Annotated in this window: 15 protein-coding genes; 8 read left to right on the forward strand and 7 right to left on the reverse strand. The window is 48.5% G+C overall.

What is annotated here, in order from left to right:
* Positions 1–204 precede the first annotated feature (204 nt).
* The 4 genes from ELAC_RS03370 to ELAC_RS03385 all read right to left on the reverse strand — a co-directional run bounded on the left by ELAC_RS03370 (position 205) and on the right by ELAC_RS03385 (position 5,241).
* Positions 205–717 carry a hypothetical protein gene (locus tag ELAC_RS03370; protein ID WP_098037871.1) on the reverse strand — a complete coding sequence of 171 codons (513 nt, stop codon included), beginning with the start codon at positions 715–717 and terminating at the stop codon, positions 205–207.
* Positions 718–743: 26 nt separating this feature from the next.
* A complete protein-coding gene (locus tag ELAC_RS03375) occupies positions 744–971 on the reverse strand; it encodes a hypothetical protein (protein ID WP_098037872.1) in 228 nt (75 codons plus the stop codon).
* A gap of 150 nt (positions 972–1,121) precedes the next feature.
* Positions 1,122–1,946 carry a hypothetical protein gene (locus tag ELAC_RS03380; protein ID WP_098037873.1) on the reverse strand — a complete coding sequence of 275 codons (825 nt, stop codon included), beginning with the start codon at positions 1,944–1,946 and terminating at the stop codon, positions 1,122–1,124.
* Between the two features lie 217 nt (positions 1,947–2,163).
* Positions 2,164–5,241 (reverse strand): hypothetical protein, encoded by a 3,078-nt coding sequence (locus ELAC_RS03385; protein WP_098037874.1) that lies wholly within the window; start codon positions 5,239–5,241, stop codon positions 2,164–2,166.
* 186 nt (positions 5,242–5,427) lie between these two features.
* Here ELAC_RS03385 and ELAC_RS03390 point away from each other — a divergent pair, with 186 nt between their 5' ends.
* The 7 genes from ELAC_RS03390 to ELAC_RS03420 are packed head-to-tail and all read left to right on the forward strand — an operon-like array spanning position 5,428 to position 13,013.
* On the forward strand, positions 5,428–6,063 hold the full coding sequence (locus tag ELAC_RS03390) for a V-type ATP synthase subunit E (protein ID WP_098037875.1): 636 nt from the start codon (positions 5,428–5,430) through the stop codon (positions 6,061–6,063).
* Entirely contained in the window at positions 6,060–6,842 is a 783-nt protein-coding gene (locus ELAC_RS03395; RefSeq protein WP_098037876.1) for a DUF2764 family protein, read from the forward strand. The genes ELAC_RS03390 and ELAC_RS03395 overlap by 4 nt, the downstream gene beginning before the upstream one ends.
* The gene (locus ELAC_RS03400; protein WP_098037877.1) at positions 6,839–8,635 is read left to right on the forward strand and encodes a V-type ATP synthase subunit A; all 1,797 of its coding nucleotides are present in this window, start codon (positions 6,839–6,841) and stop codon (positions 8,633–8,635) included. The genes ELAC_RS03395 and ELAC_RS03400 overlap by 4 nt, the downstream gene beginning before the upstream one ends.
* Positions 8,636–8,670: 35 nt before the next feature.
* Positions 8,671–9,987, forward strand: a complete 1,317-nt coding sequence (locus tag ELAC_RS03405; RefSeq protein WP_098037878.1) for a V-type ATP synthase subunit B — start codon at positions 8,671–8,673, stop codon at positions 9,985–9,987.
* Positions 9,988–10,008: 21 nt separating this feature from the next.
* Positions 10,009–10,647, forward strand: coding sequence for a V-type ATP synthase subunit D (locus ELAC_RS03410; RefSeq protein ID WP_098037879.1), 639 nt, complete (start codon positions 10,009–10,011; stop codon positions 10,645–10,647).
* A 6-nt stretch (positions 10,648–10,653) separates the two neighbouring features.
* Positions 10,654–12,573: a V-type ATPase 116kDa subunit family protein gene (locus ELAC_RS03415; RefSeq protein ID WP_098037880.1), complete on the forward strand. Its 1,920-nt coding sequence runs from the start codon at positions 10,654–10,656 to the stop codon at positions 12,571–12,573.
* 17 nt (positions 12,574–12,590) lie between these two features.
* On the forward strand, positions 12,591–13,013 hold the full coding sequence (locus ELAC_RS03420; protein ID WP_098037881.1) for an ATP synthase subunit C: 423 nt from the start codon (positions 12,591–12,593) through the stop codon (positions 13,011–13,013).
* Here the strand turns inward: ELAC_RS03420 and ELAC_RS03425 are convergent.
* The 3 genes from ELAC_RS03425 to ELAC_RS03435 all read right to left on the reverse strand — a co-directional run bounded on the left by ELAC_RS03425 (position 12,969) and on the right by ELAC_RS03435 (position 16,474).
* Positions 12,969–13,511, reverse strand: coding sequence for a hypothetical protein (locus tag ELAC_RS03425; protein ID WP_098037882.1), 543 nt, complete (start codon positions 13,509–13,511; stop codon positions 12,969–12,971). The genes ELAC_RS03420 and ELAC_RS03425 overlap by 45 nt on opposite strands.
* On the reverse strand, positions 13,492–14,580 hold the full coding sequence (locus ELAC_RS03430; protein WP_158227796.1) for a 3-deoxy-7-phosphoheptulonate synthase: 1,089 nt from the start codon (positions 14,578–14,580) through the stop codon (positions 13,492–13,494). The genes ELAC_RS03425 and ELAC_RS03430 overlap by 20 nt, the downstream gene beginning before the upstream one ends.
* 172 nt (positions 14,581–14,752) lie before the next feature.
* Entirely contained in the window at positions 14,753–16,474 is a 1,722-nt protein-coding gene (locus ELAC_RS03435) for a putative nucleotidyltransferase substrate binding domain-containing protein (RefSeq protein ID WP_098037884.1), read from the reverse strand.
* Positions 16,475–16,681: 207 nt separating this feature from the next.
* Between ELAC_RS03435 and ELAC_RS03440 the strand changes: the two genes are divergently transcribed.
* Complete coding sequence (locus ELAC_RS03440) at positions 16,682–18,136, forward strand: hypothetical protein (protein ID WP_204250529.1); 1,455 nt, start codon at positions 16,682–16,684, stop codon at positions 18,134–18,136.
* Positions 18,137–18,141 lie beyond the last annotated feature (5 nt).

Consider the following 18,141-nt stretch of genomic DNA (forward strand, 5'->3'; position numbering starts at 1 on the left):
TTTAATGTAATAAAAATAAATTCAAAAAGCTAAGTATAATGAATATTTATTAATATTGTGTAAAGAATGGTTGGTGAGAGGTTTTGTTAAATTGTTATTTTTAATAAATGTGATTAAAGAGGAGTGTGTTGATGATTCGCGGTAGTTTGCAAATCATCAATTAAAAGATTGGGGTAAGGAGAGTACTGTGAGGAAAGAGTTGGACTAACGGAGGGAGAATGAAGACCAGTGCACTTTGACAGAGCAAGAGCTTTTGTTGAGAAGCTCCTGATAAACCGCTCTAAAATTGTCGCTCACCAAGATTCCTTCGTAGCGGCCGAGCTTGATGACCACGGAGTCTCCCGCCCAGAGTCTGTCGATGACTGTGTGCATTGCATCGTCAGGAACTAAAAAGCGCTGGCCGCCCTCTAGTCTAGAGAGCTGGATGGTGTCTTCGGCACCATCGCCGTAGTGAAGTTTGCACTCTGTTGTTTGAGGAGCGCCGGGTGAAGACCTAAGGGGGATCGAGAGGATGCTGATATACATTCGCAGCCCTTCTGAGCTAAGAATGAAATCAACTTCGAGATTCTTGCAGATGTTGGCATCGACATATCTGATTTTTTTGAAGCCGTTGCAGGTTCTTTCACAAAAAGAATCGAATTGCCATGCCACATTTTTAGTGCAGCAACCGGAGAATATCAGCAGAAAAAAGAAAAGGGCATAAACTGCCCTTTTCATAAAACATTCGAATGTTTTCACTGAGATTAATGGCTGTGGCCATGTCCGTGGTGGGATTTCTGCACTGCGATAGCTACAATGGCGACAAGGGCGATTGTGCCAAGTGCGATGCATGGGGCCAGGCAGGAAGCTCTTCTGCACTCTTCGTAGCCGCATCCTCCGGTGTAGTCATAGCAATCAGCTTTGACAGGGGCTGATGAGAAGAGCATCGCTGCCAGCGCTGTCGAAGCTATCATTCGCTTGAACATTTTCATTCTTATTCTCCTTTAAAATTCTGACTCAGGTCAATTTAGCTTTTGAAAGTCACTTATCACATAGTGATTTATTTCATGCAATTTTTTTTTGTTGAGATTATCCAATTTTTTTGGGTTGTTCTAAAGTTATTGCAATTGAACTGGATGCGCTTATTTTTTTTGGATTAGATCTTCCCTCACATAGAGGAGGAGCTCATTCTGCCATTCACTGCCATATTCGGCAAAGTCCTTTTTAAGTTTCTCCTTGAAGGGTGTCCATACGGATTGTTGGAATTCGGGGCTTTCAAATAGTTCTAGGGCCTTTTCTTTTTTTCGCAGGTCGATTTGGTTTTGATCTGCTAGCTGCTTGAAGCTCTTCTGAAGGTCCTCTCGAAGGGAAATCATTTCCTCTCTCTGCTCTTTTCCGGTCAGCGAGCGGATGGGGTCATTCGTGAAATTTAAGGAGCGCATCGAGCTGAAGAAGTCTTTGTAGAACTTGGAAAACTCTTCTTTAAGAGCTGCGCATGTCAGGATGTAGGCGTTTCCATCTCTCACCATGACGGCATGCATCATGCGTACATCGCCCCACTCCGTTTTTGAATCAACTTGCGAGAGGCTGGCGTTCCCGGCCATTGTCTTGATTGTCCCGAGATCTTTCCACTCTGCCCCTTGAGCATTGTTGATCTCTTTGATCATCCCAAGGTATTCTCTGAGCGTACCCTGAAATTTTTCGGTTCCTAAGTTGATCGAGGGAGGGAATGCGAAACTGCCTTGTCCTACAACCATCAGCTTTACGGATTTGGGTAAATCTTTCTGATCGGCCATCCGCCATCCCTGGGGAGGAGAGAAAGTCAAAAACCCCTTCTCTTTTGCCGAATCTGACTCCTTTGCAGCTCCCGGAGCCGGCGTGTCGGCCGATGCATGAGCTAAGGGGCCGGAGATAAAGCAGATAGTACAAAGAAGAGCCGGTGCTTGTGTTAGTGTTTTGAGATTCATATGAATTCCTTTCATAGGTGTTGAGAACAAATGAACACAGAAAGGCTTAACAAACCTTCGGTTTTTTTGAAAGAGGGGATTGTTATTCCATGAGAATGAATCAAAGAGGTGCTTTTGAATGAATTGGATATATTGAAAGGAGTAAAAAGGGGCCTCAGCGGTCAAATGCTGTTTAACCGTCTTAAGGCCAGAGATCTATAACGATTTTTTTTACTGTCTAAGCTTTGACTTTAGCTTTGGGAACCATCGTTTGCATTTTGTCTTCCTCAATTTCTCTAAGAACTTTTGTCCACCCTTCGATTTTTTTCTCCATCGACAACGACTGGTTGTGGGCGATCGAGTGGAACTCTTCTTGATACTTCCCTCTCGAGTCGGAGTCGAGCTCATGAAGGCCCGTCCACTTGTCGAGGTCGGAGAAGAAATTGGGGCTGAAGGCATTTGCGGTCAGGAGTTTGTAGAGTACGAATTCGCGGTCGAATCCAGAAGAGAATTTTGCCAGAGGCTCACCCACATCCAGCTTAAAGCCCGGTTTCCCGGTGTTGATTTGAGTGACTTGCATAGAACCCGAAAGCTGGCTGAGCCTTCTGTTTACCGCCTCTCTTTGTCTGTCGCTGAGTTTTCCTTCCATTTTTGCCATCTCCTTTGGAGATAGTTTCGTGAAATCAATCGGCTCTCTCCCATACATGCTGCTGACAGCAACATCCGGGAATTTGGTCTTAAGATCGCCGAATTTTTTCATTTTAGGCTCATTGGTCGGGATTCCATCGACGCCCGCTTTGAAGACACTTCTGGGAATGTTTTTCTTCTCTTCCATGAAGCCCTTGGAGTCTACTTCCATGCCAAGGCCTTTTCTCACATCGGAAATTTTCTCCTGCACTGCATCTGTCAGCTCTTTCTTGAATGCCTCAACTCCCTTTTCTTGAAGAGTTCTATGAAATTTTCCGAGCTCTTCTTTCTTAAAGCAGGCGGCAGTCAGCACCTTTTCCTGGCCGGTCCAGGCCTCCAGCTTCTCACCATCAAGCCCCCCTTTGAGGCCTTGAAACTCTTTTCCAAGCTCTAGCTTGTGGTCGGCGATGTTCATGGTGATCTCATCTAAATATTCATGGGCGTTGCTTTCCACCTTGCCGGTTCTATCTTTGCCGCTCATGCAATCGGTGTAGCAAGGCACACCGACAAGGGAGTCCATGACTTTCCAGAGTGATGGAAGTTTAAACTGGTTGTCTCCTACGCGGGCGTCTGAGTAGTCGTTATTGGCAAAGACTGCTTCCATTTCCTGGCCTACATGCAGCATGGCGCCCAAGCGGTCGAGATCGCCCGTAATCGCTGCGAGATCATCGCCACCGGCTTTTTCCCTCATTGATTCAAGCTTTCCAAAGACAGCTTTGTTCAATTTCTGGCTGGCATCGTTGGTGTAGTCCGCCATAGAGGTGTGCCAACCAAGCTGGATCCGCATCCCTAAGAATTTCAATTCACCCACAGCTCCCTCGTTAACACCATGGTTGCTGAGGCCTATGTTTTCTTTAAGGCTGGCGAATTTAGCCTTGTTTGGGCCTCGCGCTTCCTGGACTAGCATATCCAGCGCTTCCATCACGCTCTTCTTGTGAGCGGAAAGCAAAAGCTTGTCTTTCTTAATAGCCGTCATGGCTGTTGGAGTTAATAAGGCGTTGATGTGCAGAAATTCAAGGCTTTGGCCCGGCGGAAGATGTCTGATAATGGCTTCGATGGCTTCTTTGGCAGATTCCGGTGTTGGAAATTGACCGCCCCGGAACGAGACATTCTCTCCCGATTTTTGTCCCTCGCTGCCGAGGACATAGGTTGTTGTCATGATCAGGTTGGCTGTTCTTTGATCAAACTTGTCATGGGACCGAAGTCCGGCGGGCACTCCGCCTTTGTCGGAGATGTTCAGCGGTTTCAGGACGGACACGGCTGTGTGTGCTCTGCCGCTTCTTGAGAATTTGACGAGAGCTGTCTTCACCTCTGTCCAGTTGGCAGGGGTTGTGAGCGCCATATTCACGTGGGAGGCTCCCCAGGCAAGTTCGCCATGGGCACGGTTCAGAGCTTTGGCTTCTTGCTGGCTGACGATGTGGATGGCTGATTTCGTAAGTTTTGTCTGAATCTCTGCGGCCGATTTGCTAAGCGTCTCGCTTGATGGGGCTTTTGCGAGCTCTTTATTGATTTTTTTAAGCTGCCGGCCCGTTTTTCCAGACGCTTCAAGCTCAGATTTGCGTTCCAGGAGCTCCATCTTCTTTTCCAGCACGGCTCCAAAGGCGATCACGTGGGATTTGGTGGCGGTGAAGCCGTTCGTCGACAGGGCAGTATGGCCGATGACGGCGTTGCCCTCCCTGATCTTGGCCTCCATTTTCTCTTCGAGCGCTTTAAGTTGTTTGATTCGAGGTTTATCTTCCGGTCGGTTGCCAGCTTCCAGGGCTTTTCTTTCATCCACGACGGTGTTGTAGACATGGGTCATCGCCGTCAGGTTCTGTTCCAAATTGGCAAAGATCTTCTCCTGGGAAGAGTCGAATCCTTTCTTCAACTCCAGTGAGTATTTTCCGATCTCTTCACGGAGAGCTTTAATTTCTTCGGGCGAGGCGTTACCGTCGGCGACTAGCTTGTCCAACTTTTCTGAAGCGACTGTGTATTTTGTGAGAAGCAGCGAGAGTTTCGCTTTATCTTCTCCTTCAAGTTCCGTGGCATGGGTGAGAGCTGAGTTGTAGGCTGTGTAGAATTCTTTCTCGAATGCCTTAACAGCTTTGGCATCTCCGCCCTGGTTGACACTCTCGTGCGGCGTCGTCGCTGTCAGCTCGCTGACAACACCTGTGCTCGTCTTGCTCCCGACTGAAAGGGGAAGAATGGACGAAAAGACATTCGAGACTTTTCCCAAGTTCGCCAGCTTTTTGTCGATTTGCATGAGTTTCTCTGGATTGCCTGCAGCCTCGGCTCTTTCCTGCTTCAGCTTATCGATAACGTTGTGTTTGACAGATTTGCCGTCCTCACCGCGCCATTTACCGATCACTTGGTTGTCGTTCATCTTGATTTTTTCAAGGCCGTTGTCACCAAGGCCGAGCTCTGTCGCCAGAGTGAGCATTTTCCCAACCTTGCCTTCCATGTCTTTTTGAGCTGTCTCAGGCGAGACCTCTCTACCCTTGGGGTAATTCAAGGTGACAGTGAACTTTTTGTCTCCTACCGCAAAGTCCTGGGAGAAGCTTTTACCGCCATCTTTAGCAATTCCTTGCTGCATCTCTGACGCGGTTTGAAAGGCGGGCGTCATGGCAGAGCGATCAACAGAGAAGCTCATTTTGTTAACTCCTTTTAAAAACCCTTCATTTATTATTATACCAAAAGATATTTTTAATTCATGTTAAGAGTTTTGTTTTTAAGATAGTGTTAAGATGGTTTTGGGGATTTTTTGTTGAAGCTTATCTTCGGATTACAGATAGTAAATCTTTAGAATGCCGAAGGTTCACTATTGTGAGGATGTACGATGAAGCAGATGGAAAAGGGTCAAGATAAGATACAGAAAATTTGTGATGTCCTGCGCAAAGAGACGCTTGAGCCAGCGCACAGAGAAGCGGAGCGCCTTGTGGAGGAGGCCAAAGAGAGGGCAAAGAAAGTGATCGGCGAGGCTGAAGAGGAAGCGGCGTTGATGATCAAAAAGGCCAAAGAGGAGATAGCACGCGAGAAAAACGTTTTCCAGGCATCGCTTGGCCAAGCAGCCAAGCAAACGATGGAAACCCTGCGTCAGCAGATTGAGACAGAGCTGTTTAATCCCGAAATCGAGCAGGCAATCCACGAGCAGATGGCAAAGCCGGAAATTATTGCCAACCTCATTAAGGCCGTGGTTCATGCCATCGAGAAAGAGGGTCTGGGAGCTAATTTAGAGGCTGTTATTCCTAAAGCTGTTCCACCCAAGCAAGTGGCGGCTCTTTTAGGAGAGGAAGTGCTCAAGAAAGTGAAAGGGCATGAGTTGACCATTGGCGGCTTTGCCGGTGGAGCCAAGATCAAAATGGGGCAGAAAAATATGATGATCGACATCAGTGATTCGGCGCTGAAGGAACTTATCTCCTCCTTTGTGCGTAAAGATTTTAGGGATCTGCTGTTTCAGGGTAAAGCACGATGATTCGAGAGTACTACTATGTAGGATCCCTGCTGCCTGACTTGCAGATTGGAATGCCTCCCGAACTTACCTTCAAAGATCTGATGCAGATTCTCTCGATCAATTTGCAAGCCTCGGATCTGAAAAAGGTGGAGGTGATCAGGCGCCTTTTTGATATTTATCATCTCAAAGCGCTGGCAAAGGGTACACCCTTTTCCGAGAGGGGAAATTTCGATGAGAACGATCTGGAAGAGGCGCTTGTCACAAAAAGCGGCTTGCCGGAATATTTTCAAGATTATCTCGAGAGGCATCAGTCAAAAGAGGAACGACTGCAAGATTTTACGGCCCTTTTAAGTCTATACTTCAATCGAGAGATGGAAGGCTCTTCCGGTTTTATCAAAGAGCTGATGCGCATGGAGAGAGACTCAAGGCTTGTCATGCTGGCCCTGCGAGCCAAAAAATTTTCGCGCGATGTGACTAAAGAACTCCAGTACGAAGATCCCGATGACGATCTGGTAGCTAGCATCCTGGCGCAGAAAGATGCTGTTAGCTTTGATCCTCCCGACGAGTATCAGGATTTGAAGTCTCTATACGAGGAAAATGCTGAGGAGCCGCTCAAGCTGCAGCAGGCCGTTGCCGAGTGGAAATTTGAAAAAATTGCGCAAATGGAAGGAGTCGATCCCTTTTCGATCGACAAAATTCTCGGCTATACTGCCAGGCTCGTCCTCGCCGAAAAGTGGCTCGAGCTTGATGAACAGAAAGGAAAAGAAATAGTCGACAACATCCTGAAGGAAGCAACATGACACAAACGACTGAGATAGATCTTAAAGAAGCAAAAGCTAAACCAGCAACCGGACGTGTAGTCAGGGCCTTTGGAAACTTGCTGCAGGTGGAGTTCACCGGAAATATTCGCCAAGGTGAAGTTGCCATGGTGGAAGTGGATGGCGTCAACCTAAAGGCGGAAGTCATCGAGATCGTCGGCAGCCAAGCCAAGATACAAGTGTTTGAAGACACCAAAGGCGTCAGGTTCAATACGCCGGTGTATTTCTCGGAAAATTTGCTGGAAGCGGAACTTGGACCGGGACTTCTTACTTCCATTTTTGACGGCCTGCAAAACCCCCTTGAAAAAGTGGCTGAAGAGGCGGGATTCTTTCTTCCCCGCGGCATCTACCTGCCGCCTCTGGACAGAAAGCGCAAATGGGATTTTGAGCCGAAGGCTAAGGTCGGACAGGAAGTGAGGCGCGGTGATTCGCTCGGCACAGTTTTAGAAGAGCGATTCCATCACCAAATCATGGTGCCCTTTTCCCTTTGGGGGGAATATAAAGTGAAGTGGGTGGCAACTCCCGGTTCCTACACCATCGACACACCCGTTGCCAAGCTTGAAGATAAAACCGGCAAAGAGATCGAAGTGACCATGGTGCAGAGGTGGCCGATTAAAAACCCGCTCCAGATGGGAGAGAAGCAAAAGCCGTCGAAAATGATGGTTACGGGCTGCCGCATCATTGACACGCAGTTTCCTGTAATGAAGGGAGGAACATTCTGTACTCCGGGTCCTTTCGGCGCCGGCAAAACAGTCCTTCAGCACCACTTATCGAAGTACTCTTCCGTCGACATCGTAGTGGTCTGCGCTTGCGGCGAGCGGGCCGGAGAGGTCGTCGAGATCCTTAAAGAGTTTCCTCATCTGGAAGATCCGCACACCGGGGAAACCCTCATGAAGCGAACAGTCATCATCTGCAACACCTCTTCGATGCCTGTTGCCGCCAGGGAATCTTCCATCTACCAGGGTGTTACTATAGCCGAATACTACAGACAGATGGGGCTTGATGTGCTTCTCTTGGCCGACTCTACATCCAGGTGGGCACAGGCATTAAGAGAGATGTCCGGCCGTTTGGAAGAGATTCCCGGCGAAGAGGCGTTCCCCGCCTACCTCTCGTCAAGGATCGCTGAATTTTACGAAAGATCCGGCGTTGTAGCTCTTCGAAGCGGAAAGACAGGGTCGGTCACTATTGGCGGCGCCGTCTCTCCGGCAGGAGGAAACTTTGAAGAGCCGGTCACGCAAGCGACGTTGTCTGTCGTCGGTGCCTTCCTCGGGCTTTCCCGGGAGCGTTCCGATTCAAGGCGCTATCCCGCGATAGACCCGCTGATCTCGTGGTCGTCTTATGTTGAAGAGGTCGGCAAGGAACTTAAAGGGTTGATGGATGAGTGGGGTAGGACTGTCAGAAGAGCCAACCAGTTCTTAAAGCAAGGTTCCGAAATTGGCAAAAGGATGGCGGTAGTCGGCGAGGAAGGAACGGCCATCAGCGACCTTGTCGTTTTTCTTAAAGCCGAGCTCTATGATTTTGTCTACCTGCAGCAAAACGCCTTCGATAAAATCGATGCCTACACGCCCCTAAAGAGGCAGGTGCCGCTTCTGGAGATCATGAAGGCAATCTTTGATGCCGCTTTCACCTTCAAAACGCACGATGAAGCAAGAGAGTATTTTCTGCAGCTGCAGACATTGATTAAAAACTTAAACTACCTGGAGTTCGAATCAAAAGAGTACTTCAGGGATCTGGAAAAGGTCAAAGAGAAGATCGCAGCAGGATCGGCCAGTTAAGCAATTTGGGGAACAGAAGAAAAGAGAGACCATCCATGAAAACAGTATATGAAAGAATCCAGGATATGCGGGGCAATTTAATCCGCGTTAAAGCGCAAGGCGTCAGCCTCGGCGAGCTTGCCCGGGTAGACTTAGCCGACGGCTCCAGCACTTTTGCTTCAGTCCTGATGATAGAGGGAGACGATGTGACTCTGCAGGTGTTTAAAAACACTCGTGGAATTTCAACGGGAGATAAAGTGACGTTTCTCTCCAGACAGATGCAGGCAACTTACGGTGAGTCTCTCTTAGGAAGGCGTCTTAACGGTGCCGGGGAGCCCATCGATTCGGGTCCCCAGGTTGTCGGAATCGGAGTCGACATCGGTCAGCCCTCCTTCAACCCGACCAAAAGGATTATTCCGCGGGAGATGGTGCGAACCAACATCCCGATGATCGATATGTTCAACTGCCTCGTCAAGTCGCAGAAAATCCCCATATTCTCCATTCCCGGCGAGCCTTATAACGAGCTCCTGATGAGGATCGCCAACCAGACCGATGCCGATGTCGTGATCATCGCCGGCATGGGCCTTACGTTTGCTGAATACCAGGCCTTCATCGACAATGCCGAGCAGGCCGGTACCATCAACAAAACAGTGATGTTCATCCACCGTGCGACAGATCCTGCCGTTGAATGCATGCTGGTGCCGGACATGGCTCTTGCCTGCGCGGAGAAGTTTGCCATCGAAGATAAGGACGTGCTGGTATTGCTGACAGACATGACTTCTTTCGCCGATGCCAACAAAGAGATTGCTATCACGATGGATCAGGTGCCTTCCAACCGGGGATATCCAGGTTCACTCTATTCCGATCTTGCTTCCCGTTACGAAAAGGCTGTCATGATCGAGGGGAGCGGCTCCATTACCGTCATTGCCGTTACGACAATGCCCGGCGATGATGTGACCCATCCCGTACCGGATAACACTGGATATATCACTGAAGGACAGTTCTATCTTCACGGCGGACGCATCGATCCTTTCGGTTCGCTTTCAAGACTTAAACAGAACGTCATCGGAAAGGTCACCCGCGAAGATCACGGTGACCTTGCCAATACGATGATCCGCCTCTACTCAGACTCTAAAAGGGCAAGGGAGCGACAGGGGATGGGATTCCGTCTGTCGAAGTGGGACGAGAAGTTGCTCTTTTTCGGTAAGCTCTTTGAAGAGCGGATGATGAATCTGGAAGTCAACCATGCTCTCGAAGAGGCCTTGGATATGGGCTGGATGATGCTCGCTGAGTGTTTTGAGCCAAAAGAGCTTGGTCTCAAAGAGAAACTTGTCGCCCGCTACTGGCCTCAAGTTGCCGCTAATAAAGCGTAAGTCTTTGAGGAGTCTTCTTGCATGGCAGAGATAAAACTGACAAAAAACGAATTGAGGCAGCAGCAGAAAAAGCTTGAGCAGCTCAAAAAATATCTTCCTGTTTTGCAACTGAAGAAAATGATGCTGCAGGAAGAGGTCAATACTGCCCGCGCGGAGATCGCTGCCTTATGGGAGAGAGAGAAGAGCGCGGTGGCAGAAGTTTACACTTTCAGCAAGCTTTTGACTGATGTGGAAGCGATCGACTTAAGGGAAGCTGCTGCGATTAGTGAAGTGAAAAAGCGGTACGAAAATATTGCGGGAGTGGAAGTTCCCTACTTGGATGGTGTTACCTTCCACCCCTTTAGCTACAGCTTGTTTGAAGCCCCGGCGTGGGTTGACGGCGCCATCATCAAATTGCAGAAAGCCGCTTCGCTTAAAGCTGCGTTGATTGTTGCTGAAGAGAAGAAAGCAGCGCTAGAGAAAGAATTGAGAGAAGTGTCCATCCGCGTCAACCTCTTTGAGAAGATCCTGATTCCGGGAACTGTGGCCAATATTAAGAAGATCAAGGTGTTTTTGGGAGATCAAGACCTTGCCGCGGTTGGCAGAGCCAAGGTTGCGAAAGCAAAGATCGAAGCGAGAAAGAAACAGATGGCACTGGAAAAGGCAGCCAAAGGAGCTTGAGCTTTAATGCGTATTGATGTCAAAAAATATCTGTTTGTCGGCACCGAAGAGTCGAAAGCTCCCTTTTTCACAAAGGCGCAAGAGCTCGGTATTATTCATTTTATCCAAGAAGGAGCCAAGGGCCGCGAGCTTCCGGATGGGCTTCAAAAAATCCTGCATGCAATCAAAATTTTACGGGGGTTACCCGTTGTCGAGCAGCTTGAAACCGACCGCCTTGATGAGGCGTTTTTAAAAGCGGAAGAGATCATCGGGCTAAAAGAGCGGATTGAAAAGTTGCTTGAAGAGGATCGTATTCTGAAGCTGGAGATTGCCAGGATTGAAATTTTCGGGGAGTTTTCACTTCAAGATCTTGAGTATATCAAAGCGAGGGGCCAGCGGACGATCAGTTTCCTTTGCGCCAAAAAGGGAAGGCACCACGATGAGACTCTTCCTGATCATGTTCTCTTTGTCGCTACCGACCACGGGATGGATTACTTTGTTTCTATAGCAGAAAAGTACCAGCCCATTGAAGGTATGGTTGAGATGAAGATCGAAAAGACCGTTGGAGAGCTTTCGAGGAGGCGCCACCAGGCAGAGGTTGAGGTTCGGGAGCTGGAAAGCAAGCTTAAAAGCCTAGCCAAGTACAACACCTACCTACACCACGCCTTCATTGAGCATCTGAATGGTTACCACCTGCAAAATGCCAAAGAGTCGACAGAGAAAGCGATCGAAGGACAGCTCTTTTTCACTACGGCCTTCGTGCCGGCCAACAAAACCGAAGAGTTAAAGCGCCTTGTCGAGGAGATGAATGTCCACTTTGAAGAGGTGGCTATAGAAGAAACCGATACAATACCTACTTATCTGGAGAACAAGGGCATAGCCAGGATAGGGGAGGATTTGGTTCACATTTATGACACCCCGTCATTTACCGACAGGGATCCATCGCTGTGGGTGTTTTTTGCGTTCGCCCTGTTTTTTTCCATGATCATCGGCGATGCGGGCTATGGATTTATCCTCCTTTGTGTCTGTCTTTGGCTCAAGTTCTTTAAATTTCCCACAGCTAAGGGAACAGGCAGAAGGGTTTTGAACTTAAGCGTCATTCTCTTTTCGTGCTGTGTTGCCTGGGGCCTCCTCACCACCTCTGTCTTTGGCTTAAGTTTTCCGCCCGACAGCCCCTTGCGTAAGTTTTCCCTGACGACATATCTTGCCGAGCAAAAGATTGCCTACAGTTACCGTGTCAAAGACGCCTCTTATGACGCCTGGATCAAGGAGTTTCCTGAAACAGCCTCTTTAACCGATCCGAAAGAGATCATCAGTAAAGGGACGACCGGGCCTGCAGAAGCCAAAGAATATGTGATGCTCGACAAAACCTCCCAAGGGTTGATGGTGGAGATTGCCTTGATGGTGGGCGTTGTCCACATCATCTTGTCGCTTTTTCGCTATCTCGACAGGAATTATACCGCTTTGGGGTGGATCATCTTCTTGATAGGAGGTGTGCTTTACATACCGGAATATCTCCACGAGAACGTGATGGCCCACTATCTTTTCGATTTGAGTCATGAATCTCTTGAGAGTAACGGGCTTGCACTGATGGGCATCGGCACTTTCATGGCAGTGGCAGTGGCGATTTGGTCGAGTAAGATCTTGGGGATTTTAGAGGTGATGACAGTGATCCAGATCTTTGCCGACATCCTCTCTTATCTTCGTCTTTATGCTCTCGGCTTGGCTGGAGGAATTGTTAGCGCAACGGTGAATGGGTTTGCTGAAGGCGTATTCTTTGCCGGCGGAGTTTTGATCCTAATTGTTGGACACAGCATCAATATCGCTCTGGCGATTATGGGGGGAGTCATTCACGGTTTGCGTCTTAATTTCCTCGAGTGGTACCACTACAGCTTTCAAGGCGGAGGCAGGATGTTTGACCCATTAAAAAAGATTGATATAGAATAAACAACAGGAGAAATTTCATGAACTTGGATATGGTTGGACCGGCGCTCGCTCTCGGGCTTTCGGCGATTGGAAGTTCCATTGGCTGCGGTATCGCCGGAATGGCGTCACACGCGGTAATGAGTCGTGTCGAAGAAGGACATGGTAAATTTATCGGGATGGCCGCAGCTCCGTCATCGCAGATAATCTACGGATTTATCTTGATGCTGCTCATGAGCCGTGCCATTCAGGCGGGAACACTTTCGCCCCTTTCCGGCATCGGCATCGGCTTCTCATCAGGCCTTGCCATCATGGCATCGGCTATTTATCAGGGTAAAGTGTGTGCGACAGGTATTCAGGCGTCTGCCAAGCAACCGGCGATCTTCGGGAAATGCTTTGCGGCGGTCGGGATTATCGAGTCATTCGCCCTCTTCGCCTTTGTATTTGCCTTGCTCATCATGTAATTCTTCAAGTAGAGGCGGTTCTTCTGAAGAATCGCCTTCTTCCTCGGGACTGTATTGCCAGTCTTCAAAACGGATAAGCTCGACATGCAGCTGGTGAGTTGTTTTGTAAAGCGGAACCCCATATTTCAGCACTTCCGCCTTAAAGGAGAGTATTCCTCCCGTGGCAAAGAAGTCATCGTTGGCGATAGCTAAAGTCTTCGAACCAGACTGACACTTCAGCTCAAAGCAGTAGTGCCTTTCGGAGTAGTTACGCATATTCAGTAAGATCGATAAAACCATGCCCTTAGTGTAATATTCATCCGGAATGTTCCAACGGATTTTTAATTCCTGTCCGACACGAGGATAGGATAGGCGAGGATCAGGACTCTCAACATAGTAGCTTGCGAGGTTTTCTTCGCTGATGTACCGAACCTCGACAGAGAGAGGGCGCTTTTGGCAGCCGCTAAAAATCCCTAAGACGAAGAGGCCGCAGCAAATTTTAAGAAGGTAGCGTTTCATGCATTGCACAAGGGGATGAGGACTGTGGTAGAGGATAAAGAGAGCTTTCAGGGATTTTTGAATTAATCGCCTCTTGCGCCCAGAGTATGAGCTGTTCGGTTGTTTCAAAGTCGAGGCAGTGGTCAGTAATGGAAACCCCATACCTCAGTTCCCTTGGATCGGATGAAAGCTCCTGGCGACCGCCGAAAAGATGGCTCTCCAAAACGATTCCTTTGATTGTTTCATTGCCTTCGGCCATTTGCGCAACCACCGATTTGAACGGGGAAATCTGGCCATCTGGACTGAAGCGGCAATTCCCGTGAGAGCAGTCGATGATCACCCTCTCTTTTTGAAGAGAATCTTTCAGATCTTTGTTGGCTTGCGCTATGGCGATATGATCATAGTTCGTGTGGTGATGCGACCCTCTGAGAACTAGGTGACAGTGCGGGTTTCCCCGGGTCTTTCTCATCGCTGCGGAGCCATTTTCATCCAGCGCGATAAACGCATTCGATTGTGAGGCCGCAATAATGCCGTTGATGGCAACTTTAACGTTGCCGTCCGTGGTGTTTTTGAACGCGACTGGCATCGACAACCCTGACGCCATCAGCCTGTGCGTTTGCGACTCGGATGTTCTCGCCCCGATGCAGCCCCAGGATATGAGGTCGTCAAAATAACCGACGAGAAACGGATCGATGATCTCTGTCGCGGCCGGCACGCGCATCTTCGCCAGATGGATCAGCAAGCTTCTGGCAAGCCTGATTCCTTCTTTCATGTTTCCAGTGCCATCGAGCATCGGATCGTACAAAAGACCCTTCCAGCCAAGCTGCGTCCGCGGCTTTTCGATGTAGCAGCGCATGACTAAGAGGAATGTCTCCTCAACTTCCGCCTGTAGTTTTTTTAACTTTTCGGCATATTCGATGGCCGCGGAAAGGTCGTGGATCGAACAAGGGCCGACAATGCAGATTTTCCGCGTGTCTTCACCATCCAGTATGGAACGGATAGTTTCCCTGGATTTGCCGATGAAAGCAGCCTCTTCTTGTTCAAGGCAGAGGGAGTTTTTCACGTCGATAGGGGCTTGCAGTCTATCCATGGTCATCTTACTTTGTTTCTGGTCATGAAAAACGGATCATAGCAATTTTACTTTTCTTCGGAAAGAATCGACCGCTTCTCTAGCAAAACCTGCAAAAAAAAAGCGCCCCTCTCGTTGGGGAGCGCTAAATTAAGTCGCTGATGTTGAATAGATAACATTCTATCGGTGTTTGTCAGAGACATTCGTGATATTTTCTCATCGAATCGATTGTACGAGTGCAAACAGCCTTGTGGGTATCGAATGTCTCGGGCCTTATCACTCTGTTCAATGCCGTAAATTTTGACAAATGATTGATCTCTTCTAGGTAGGCATCTTGGAGTAGCCTGTTCCGAATCAAATCCGCCACGCTTTCTCGACCCTCTTTTTTCGAGGCGAGAAGAGCCGATTCGCTATCACGCAGTTTACAAAACTCGCTGAGCTTCTGGTGCTGCTCTTCGGCGGCTTCCAAAATAGCCTTTTCCGATAGAGCTACGTCGTCGTTCTCACCACTGAAGAGGGCAGACTCCTCAATCCTCATTTTGTAGAGAGTGAGGTAGGTTTCTTTCAGCAATCCGGCTTCTCTCTTTTTAAAGAATCCTCTACTTGCAAGAGCATCAATTCTATCGGCTGTTCCTTTTTCTTGCAGATCGAATTTCGCCGCGAGGACTGAGATACCCATCTGGATGGGACGCATGAAATCCTTTTTGATATTGACTTTCTCTTTTTCGAAATCATGAGCCCCTCTGCCGTGGACGGACATGGCTAAAATGGATTTATAAAAAAGGTCTTGTGCGGTGTTGTCTTCTTTCCAGGGAGTGTCTGAGTAGCGTGAGGCGTCGAAAAGAGAAGATGCCTTTAGCGAGCCGACCATTTTTCTTAGCTCGTAGAATTGGGTGAAAAGGGTTTCGTTACCGATGATCGGTTTCGCGTCGAGTAGCGAAGGGGCGATTAAGTTTTCGTTTCCCGTGATGGGCAGAAGTTGCATGCTGGGTGTTCGCTTCATCGGGACATACGATGTCGCGGATTGGTAGCATAAGATGGCAAGACGATGCGGCGTCGCTATGAACGAGCCCATTCCACCCTCGATTGCGTCCGGTGAGTTCTTCTTGTCGGCGAAGCGGAAAGGATAGGCCATATAGGGAGGCGTCAAGTTCCCGCCGCAGAGTTTAAACCCCTCGGCTTCCTCTCCCACTTGATGAACAAGGTCTGAAACCTCTTGCATCAGGTTTTCAAAGTACTTTCTTGCCTCATTATCTCCCTCTAACGAGGGGTCGATTAAAATCACCATGTCGATGTCGGAGTAGGGATGTCCCTCTCCTCGGGCAAGGGACCCTAAAACTAAAGCCGTCCACTGGGTCATATCCGGCCCTTTGATACCCCTTTGCTCCATTTTTTTGACCGCATGAAACAGGATGTTTTGCAAGATGGCGTTAAAGCGCTTCTCGAAGTACTGGCCATATGCTTTGGCGCTTTGTGTTGTGAGTAAACCTTGGACTACAATTTCTTGGGTGCTTCTTTTCAAATCTTTTAAGTTTTTGCGGATCGTGGCGATAGTGGACATTTGCTGGCTTAACAAGGACAGTGCTTCATGCCTTGAGGGCTGAATGGGATTTCGCTGAGATTGGTATGCAACGGGAGCGGCACTTGCCAGCGATTGTAGCTCTCCGAAGAGGTTGGCAATTTTTTTCTCTTTGAGCCCGTCGGTGGAGAGGATCTTTTGAAGACGCTTTTGGCAGTTGGCTAGAGAAGTTTGATTGTAAGATGCTGCATGGTTTTGCAGGAATTGCACCAGCTCATGGCAAACAGCTTTTGTCTTGTCTTCTTGGTCTAAGTGTTTAATAATTAATTCCTGGTAATGATGGATGCCGTCGAAGGGAATGAAGGATGAATTAACCGGGATATTGTATGAATTCATAACAACCTATATTAAAAATAATATTTTGTTTAATTGTAGGTTGTTATTTTGTTTGCGCGATAAACTTTGTGTTAAGCTTTTATTAAATATCGGATGGTTGTTTCTGTTTTTTACTAATCAGAGCTTAAGAGAGTGAGGGCAGTCTCTTAAGCTTTGCTTGAAAGACGCGATTTGCTAGAGTTTTTCGGGGGAGCAAATAAGTTTTTGATGGATATGAGCAATATTGGACAAGTGACAGCCGGCCGTTTTGCCCCGCTTTGGGTGGATGGGAAGAAAAACTTTGCGCTTTCGCGGGCGACTTCGATCGGGTTGCCTGACTGGATCTGTGACAAAGAAGCGCGGGATGAGGCTGTTCGAAGGGTCCTTGACCTTGGATTTGACACACTCATCTTTGGAGCAATTGTGCGTCATGAAGGGGCGCCACAGCCCTTTGCTACGATAACAGAAGAGCTTCATAATCTCGGGCAAAGAGGGCTGAAAGTTGGAATCAAGCCGACGTTTCACGTCGATCAGATGATTGGGTCTTTTGCCCTTTCTCCCTTCGACTCCAAGTTCAGAGATTTTCTTAGCAGCGAGATTTCAACCCTTTTTGAAAAGGCTGAAAGCCCCTCCCTCTTTGTCTATGAGAGCCTTTCCCTCCTCTACGATGAAATGGGATTAAACCAAGACGATGAACATCTCTTCAAAGAAATTGTCATTCAAGAGATCGCTTTGCTGGAAGAGATTCTCCCGAAGAGGATAGACCTCCTTTTCATCTTTCCTGGAGAGGATCCGGAAGTGAAGCGAAGGGAAGCTCTCAACTTCAAAGATATTGCCCTCTCGATTTCTTCGAGAACCCGACTGGTGATCAGCACGCGCGAAGGCAGTCCTTTCTTAGACCATCTAAGGCCCCATCCTCTTCTTTTGCAGGAGTCGTTGGCGCTCAAAGGGCAGGCCTCTGCAGCTGTGGTGAATCTGGGAGGGGTGCAGCAGGGAGGGGGCTTGTGGCCCTCCTTTCCTATCGATATCTATCAGCGAATCTATCCGTTGCTGCACGAGAAAAATTTCATACCGCTGCCTGTTACGCAGTCCATTCCTCAGAAGGGAAGCTTTCTTGAGGCAGCTCTTAAATTTACCTCTGTGAATCCAGAGACCCATTTTTCGCTGGAAAGGCATCTGACAGCTTGGTTGAAAAGGGAGCGGAAAGAGGCTGACCCGCAAAAGGCACTGAGCATCATCCGAGGGGTGCGGGAGATTATTGTCGAATTAAGTAAGATGCGTACCGCCATTTCTGAAGCAGGAAGGGACTTGCTTTCCCAGGAGGAGTGCAAGCTGCTTGCCTCATCGCTATACTATAACATCCGCAAGATTCAAAAAGAGTGCGAGAAGTGCGCTAAGGGAAAAGAGGGGGGAGCTACCCTTGAGCAGTATTTAAGCTTGTTTGCACTGGATGCTTACCGCACATTGCTGCAGTTTGTCCAGTCATTCAACGTTGTGCTGCAAGAAGCACTCGAACTTGGACCTGGAAAAAAGAGCTTTTGGACAGAATTCACTCCAGGGATGGGATCGGGCTTGCGCAGTATGGGAAAGGTGACTCTTTTAAAGGCTCCGCTAATAGATTCGGGGACGCCGGAGATGGCGCTCATCCTGGAAGAGAGCGGCTACTCAAAGAGCACGTCCTAAAACTT

The sequence above is a fragment of the Estrella lausannensis genome (assembly GCF_900000175.1).
In the GTDB taxonomy this organism is placed as follows: domain Bacteria; phylum Chlamydiota; class Chlamydiia; order Chlamydiales; family Criblamydiaceae; genus Estrella; species Estrella lausannensis.

What these genes read in the sequence shown, in the direction of transcription:
- ELAC_RS03370 (WP_098037871.1), bottom strand. Translation starts at nt 717, where the DNA reads ATGAAAAGGGCAGTTTATGCCCTTTTCTTTTTTCTGCTGATATTCTCC.
- ELAC_RS03375 (WP_098037872.1), bottom strand. Translation starts at nt 971, where the DNA reads ATGAAAATGTTCAAGCGAATGATAGCTTCGACAGCGCTGGCAGCGATG.
- ELAC_RS03380 (WP_098037873.1), bottom strand. Translation starts at nt 1,946, where the DNA reads ATGAATCTCAAAACACTAACACAAGCACCGGCTCTTCTTTGTACTATC.
- ELAC_RS03385 (WP_098037874.1), bottom strand. Translation starts at nt 5,241, where the DNA reads ATGAGCTTCTCTGTTGATCGCTCTGCCATGACGCCCGCCTTTCAAACC.
- ELAC_RS03390 (WP_098037875.1), top strand. Translation starts at nt 5,428, where the DNA reads ATGAAGCAGATGGAAAAGGGTCAAGATAAGATACAGAAAATTTGTGAT.
- ELAC_RS03395 (WP_098037876.1), top strand. Translation starts at nt 6,060, where the DNA reads ATGATTCGAGAGTACTACTATGTAGGATCCCTGCTGCCTGACTTGCAG.
- ELAC_RS03400 (WP_098037877.1), top strand. Translation starts at nt 6,839, where the DNA reads ATGACACAAACGACTGAGATAGATCTTAAAGAAGCAAAAGCTAAACCA.
- ELAC_RS03405 (WP_098037878.1), top strand. Translation starts at nt 8,671, where the DNA reads ATGAAAACAGTATATGAAAGAATCCAGGATATGCGGGGCAATTTAATC.
- ELAC_RS03410 (WP_098037879.1), top strand. Translation starts at nt 10,009, where the DNA reads ATGGCAGAGATAAAACTGACAAAAAACGAATTGAGGCAGCAGCAGAAA.
- ELAC_RS03415 (WP_098037880.1), top strand. Translation starts at nt 10,654, where the DNA reads ATGCGTATTGATGTCAAAAAATATCTGTTTGTCGGCACCGAAGAGTCG.
- ELAC_RS03420 (WP_098037881.1), top strand. Translation starts at nt 12,591, where the DNA reads ATGAACTTGGATATGGTTGGACCGGCGCTCGCTCTCGGGCTTTCGGCG.
- ELAC_RS03425 (WP_098037882.1), bottom strand. Translation starts at nt 13,511, where the DNA reads ATGAAACGCTACCTTCTTAAAATTTGCTGCGGCCTCTTCGTCTTAGGG.
- ELAC_RS03430 (WP_158227796.1), bottom strand. Translation starts at nt 14,580, where the DNA reads ATGGATAGACTGCAAGCCCCTATCGACGTGAAAAACTCCCTCTGCCTT.
- ELAC_RS03435 (WP_098037884.1), bottom strand. Translation starts at nt 16,474, where the DNA reads ATGAATTCATACAATATCCCGGTTAATTCATCCTTCATTCCCTTCGAC.
- ELAC_RS03440 (WP_204250529.1), top strand. Translation starts at nt 16,682, where the DNA reads ATGGATATGAGCAATATTGGACAAGTGACAGCCGGCCGTTTTGCCCCG.